At 40.4% G+C, this 1470-nt stretch carries 2 protein-coding genes; both read left to right on the plus strand.

Going from position 1 to position 1470, the window contains the following annotated elements; translation table 11 throughout:
- On the plus strand, positions 1–474 hold a 474-nt coding region (locus CUC53_RS17120; protein ID WP_157798315.1), incomplete at its 5' end, for a hypothetical protein.
- Between the two features lie 29 nt (positions 475–503).
- Entirely contained in the window at positions 504–1193 is a 690-nt protein-coding gene (locus CUC53_RS17125; protein WP_100295244.1) for a hypothetical protein, read from the plus strand.
- The last annotated feature ends 277 nt before the right edge of the window (positions 1194–1470 follow it).

A 1470-nucleotide genomic window follows, 5' to 3' on the forward strand; every position in this document is an offset into this window, starting at 1 on the left:
CCCAATCCAATTGGTTGGGTTGATCCGTTGGGGTTGATGAATATTCCGGGGGAATGTCCGCCGCCAAAAACAGCTGAGGCTGATCCTATCCAACCAGATCGTCAAGGTGGGCCGGAAGAGCCGCCGAGTGTTGGGCAGAGTACAAGCAGTGGAATAGTCAATAAAGGTGGTCGATTTGCTGATTTGGATAAAGCGAAGCTGGCGGGAGAGGTAGGTCATCATATGCCACAGAATGCTTTTAATAGATCAATTGATTTATCAAGAAGCAATGGCCCTGCGATTGGTATGACAACGGAAGACCATGCTCTTACGCGTACTTATGCTGGAAAGGGAAAAGCAACAATGAGTCAAGATGCAGGCCTCAACGCGAGAAAAAGATTGGGAAAAGATATTTATGACTTAAGATTTCTTTTTGGAACTAAATACAATAAAGGCTCTATCGAAGCTATCGAATATGCAAAAACCCTAAGCTAGTTTCAAAAATAGGTGGAGGAGAAATAAAAGTGAGTAATTTTTCTGATAAGTTTGGTCCCCTATACGCCATGCAAAAAGGCTATGTGGTAGAGTCAGAAAATACTTCTGACTATACGCATAAATTTGGTGGCTCGTCATGGAACATAATAGATGAGCAGCCAGTAGAAGATGGGCCAGCATTATTAATAACACTTGATTTATCTGACCCAAAGCTTTCTGGATTGGGCATAAAGTCGGTAAATGAAATTCCAGTTTGTAGTTACATAAACTCCGATGTTTGGCTGCATGATCAAGTTTATAAGGTTAACAATATTACGAAAAAAGTGTCTTTACTAAGCAAAAATAGTACGAGCATAAATATTTTTCATGATGAAGATCGTATGCCCAACCCACTTCCTGAAAAATTGATAAGGCTGAGGGAAATTAAGGATTCTGAGTACCCTATTGATGAGGGATCCTACTGGGAAAATACTGATGAATTTTTAGGTGGGAAATCATTCCTTCGTGTTGCAGGAAAACCGCTATGGCTACAGGAACCAAGGAAGGTATGCTGTTCTTGCAACGCATCAATGACTCATCTCATGAGTATTGGTTATGAAGGATGGGGTGGGCCATTTGAATATATTGATAGTATGCCGTTCTTTATAGGTGAAGCAGCCTTATATGCGTTTTTTTGCGACAAATGTTCAATTTTAAAAGTTATTTCACAAACGTCATAAGATGTAAGTCCGTAACCGAGAGTGTAAAAATAACTGTGTAAGTGGCATTCTATCCATGTATTTGAAAGGAATAAAAGAATGCCAGTATCAGACCAGCTTATCGATCAGTTATTAGCTGATTACAAATCTCCAGAAGACCTGCTTGGTGAACAAGGTATCCTTAGGGACGTAGGCTCGATTAGCGTAGCGTAATCGGGCATTCGCGGATTAATTAAACCTAGGCTCTTTCACAATCTGAATATTTCACAGGTCAGGAGTAAATAACCTCCTGACCTTT

The organism is Aeromonas cavernicola (assembly GCF_002795305.1).
Classification (GTDB): Bacteria; Pseudomonadota; Gammaproteobacteria; order Enterobacterales; family Aeromonadaceae; genus Aeromonas; species Aeromonas cavernicola.